Source organism: Nocardiopsis lucentensis DSM 44048 (genome assembly GCF_000341125.1).
Taxonomy (GTDB): domain Bacteria; phylum Actinomycetota; class Actinomycetes; order Streptosporangiales; family Streptosporangiaceae; genus Nocardiopsis; species Nocardiopsis lucentensis.
In genome coordinates this window covers 1-3,560 of the sequence record NZ_ANBC01000927.1, presented here as the reverse complement: position 1 = coordinate 3,560, position 3,560 = coordinate 1, and the positions used below count along the sequence as shown (strand labels likewise).

Below are 3,560 nucleotides of genomic sequence, written 5' to 3'. Positions count from 1 at the left end.
TCCGCCGGGGTAGCGGCAGGCCATCCCCACCACCACGATCGGGTCCTGGTCACGCTCCTCCACGGCTCGGAGCCGTTCCCGGGTGTCGTGGAGATCGACCATGGCCCGGCGGAGATACTCGCGCAGCCTCTCCTCGTTGCCCGAGCCGTCGGTGGTCCCGGTCGCGCTGGTGGAGTCCTCGGTGGACACGTTTCCCCCTGGAAGTGTCGGTACTGTCGCCTCGGTGCCGTCGTGCCGTCCGTTCCGGCCGGTCATGGTGAGAGCCCGCTGTCGAACAGTGCGAACAGTTCGTCGTCCGACGCGCTGTGCAGCCGTTCCGTGACGCTCTCGGCGTCGCCCGGGCCGTCGTCGGTACTCGTCGGGGCCTCCCGGGTCCGGGGGAGACCGGTGAGAAGGGACCGGAGCCGCCGTTCGACGTCGTCGCGCAGGCCGTCGTCCGTGTCGTCGTCGGTCAGCGCCTCGTCGATCCGGTCCCGCAGGGCGTCGATCGCCTCCAGTAGCGCCGTCTCGGCCCCCGGGAGTTCACCGTCGATCCGCTCCGCGAGGGCGAGCGGGGTCGGGTGGTCGAACACGAGCGTCGCGGGCAGTCGCAGACCGGTGCTGCCGCGCAGCCGGTTGCGCAGTTCGACGGCGGTGAGCGAGTCGAAGCCAGCCTCCTTGAAGCTTCGACCCACCTCGACGGAGGCGGGGGTCGGGTGGCCAAGGACGGCGGCCACCTCAGCCCGCACGAACTCCACCAGCGCCGCCCTGCGCTCCCGGCGCGGCAATCCGACGATCCGGTCCGTCTCCGTGCCCACGGCGTCCGGCGCCGTCTCCTGCGTCGCGGCCCCGGAGGGCGGACGGGCCGCTCCGACCAGGCCGTGCAGGACGGGCGGCGCCGTCCCGGATCCGCGCAGGGCCGCCACGTCGAACCGGGCGGGTACGAGCTGGGCCGGTACCCCGCCCCCGCCGTCTCCGGTGAGCACGGTGTCCAGCACGGCCAGACCCTCCGCGCGACTCAGCGGGGTCAGGCCGCCACGGCGGAGCCGTGCCGAGTCCGCTCCGTCGAGCGCACCTGCCATACCGCCGCCCTCCCAGGGGCCCCACCCCAGGGCCACGGCGGGAAGCCCGAGGCCGCGCCGCCAGGACGCGAAGGAGTCCAGGTAGGCGTTGGCCGCGGCGTAGGCCGACTGCCCGGCGCTGCCCAGCACCCCCGCCGCGGAGGAGTAGAGCACGAACGCTGACGGATGCCGTCCGACCGTGAGGTCGTGGAGGTTGCGGACGGCCGCCACCTTCGGCCGGAACACCATCGCGAGCCGTTCCGGATCCTGTGCGGTGACCACCCCGTCGTCCACGACACCGGCCGTGTGCACGACGGCGGTCAACGGGTGCTCGGCCGGAATTCGCTCCAGCAAGTCCCGCAGGGCGTCGCGGTCGGCGACGTCGCACGCCGCCACCTCGACCTCCGCGCCGAGCCCGCTCAGCTCGGCGACGAGTCCGTCCGCGCCTGGGGCCCGCGTCCCGCGTCTGCTGGTGAGCAGCAGACGGCGTGCCCCGTGGGCCGTGACCAGGTGCCGTGCCGCCTCCGCGCCGAGGCCGCCGGTGCCCCCGGTGACCAGGACCGTTCCGGTGGACCAGGCCGGGGCGCCGCCGTGCGACTCCGCGTCGCCGTCCGGCTCCGGGGCGGGGGCCGGGTCGAACCTGGTGAGGGCGGGGGTGAGCCGGAGGCCCCCACGCAGCGCGAGCTGGTCGGCGGTGCCCACCGCTCGCGTCAGCGCCGCGCGGGAGGCGTCGGTGTCGTCGGTGTCGAGCAGCGCGAACCGGCCGGGGTGCTCGGACTGGGCGGCCCTGACCAGACCCCAGACCGTCGCGGACGCGGGATCACCGACCCCGTCGCCGGTGTCCACCGCGCGCCGGGTGACCAGCACAAGCTCACTGTCCGCGAACTCCTCCGCGGCCAACCACTCCTGGACGAGGGACAGCGCCGTCTCGGCGAACCCGGTCGGCGTTCCGGTGCCGTCCCCGCGCAGGTCGGCCAGGACGTGCCGGGGGACGGCCCCGCCGCGCGCCACCTCCGCCAGATCGGGCAGGTGGGTCAGCTGTTCGGCGAGGGGCGCGGCGTCGGAACCCACCACGACCGGTGCGGCTGGGGGGACGTCGCGCCCGCCCCGGTGCTCGGACCAGCGCAGGCGGTACAGGGGAGCCCGCGCGGCCTCGGCGGCGGCGACCGTCTCGGCGGAGACGGGACGCAGCGCGAGCGCCCGCGCGGAGAACACCGGGCGGTTCTCCGGATCCACCGCGGTCACCGCCACCGTGTCCGCCCCGGATGGGCGCAGCCGGACCCTCAGCGCCCGGGCGCCCCGGGAGTGGAGGGTGACCTCCCGCCAGGTGAACGGGAGCAACCCGTGCGCACCGCCCAGCGCGTGCGCCGTGGCGTGCAGGGCGGTGTCGAGCAGAACCGGGTGTATGCCGTACTGGTGCGCCTCCTCGGCCAGGTCGTCGGGCAGACGGACCTCCGCCAACAGGTCGCCCTCATGCCGCCAGGCGGCGCGCAGACCCCGGAAGGCGGGCCCGTACCCGATGCCCGCCGCGCCGAATCGCGCGTACTCCTCGGCAGGGTCGACGGATTCGGCCGCCTCGGGCGGCCACACCGCGCCCACCCCCTCAACCGGGGCGACGGGTTCGTCCGCCGCCTCCAGGGTCCCCACCGCGTGCCGGATCCAGCCGCCGTCGCCGTCGCTGGAGTGGACGCGCACCTCACGGGACCCGTGCTCGTCGGGTGCGTCGAGCACGACCCGCAGTCGGACGCCGCCCTCCTCCGGGAGCACCAGGGGCGCCTCGAAGGTCAGTTCCCCGACACGCGCCGTGGCGTGCAGCGCCAGGTCAAGCAGGGCCGAGCCCGGCACCACCGTGCGGCCGTGCACACTGTGGTCGGCCGCCCACGGCAGCGCGGCGGTGGAGAGGGAGCCCGTCCACACCGTGCCCCGCCCCTCGGGGAGGTCGACGGCGGCGGACAGCAGTGGGTGGGCCGGGTCGTCGAGCCCGGCGGACGGCGCCCCGGCCCGGCCGGCGGGCAGGTCGAGCCAGTACCGGTCGCGCCGGAACGCGTAGGTCGGCAGCCGGGACGCCACCGCGAGGACGTCGGGCCCGGGCTCGTCGGAGAGCGACACGGCGGCGCCGTGGACGTGGGCGGTGGCCAGGGCGCGCTCGAACCCGCCCGGCCGTCCCGGCGCACCGGTCTCGGGTACGCCGTGCCGCAGCAGCGGCAGGACGCACACGGACTCTCGGCTCCGCTCCTCCGGTTCCCGGTCCAGGTACTCGCCGATCATGGCGGACAGCACACCGTCGGGTCCGAGCTCGATGAAGGTGTCCGTGCCGTCGGCGCGCATCGTGCGCACACCGTCGAGGAAGCGCACCGGTTCCCGCACCTGGCGGACCCAGTAGTCCGCCGTGCACAGGGTTTCCTCGGTGGCGAGCCCGCCGGTGAGAGTCGACATGACCGGAATTCTGGGCGGTGCGAATCCCAGGGCGCGAGCCTCGCGGGCGAACTGTGTCAACATGCCGTCCATCCGCGGCGAGTG

At 75.2% G+C, this 3,560-nt stretch carries 2 protein-coding genes; both read right to left on the bottom strand.

Going from position 1 to position 3,560, the window contains the following annotated elements; all coding sequences use genetic code 11:
• The coding region (locus D471_RS0131830) for a polyketide synthase docking domain-containing protein (protein ID WP_026128276.1) at positions 1 to 189 on the bottom strand (189 nt) is incomplete at its 3' end.
• 62 nt (positions 190 to 251) lie between these two features.
• Positions 252 to 3,548: an SDR family NAD(P)-dependent oxidoreductase gene (locus tag D471_RS37360; protein ID WP_017602356.1), complete on the bottom strand. Its 3,297-nt coding sequence runs from the start codon at positions 3,546 to 3,548 to the stop codon at positions 252 to 254.
• Between the last annotated feature and the right edge of the window lie 12 nt (positions 3,549 to 3,560).

Bases quoted from the DNA above. Each gene is read 5' to 3' on its own strand.
- D471_RS37360 (WP_017602356.1), bottom strand. From the start codon at position 3,548: ATGGACGGCATGTTGACACAGTTCGCCCGCGAGGCTCGCGCCCTGGGA.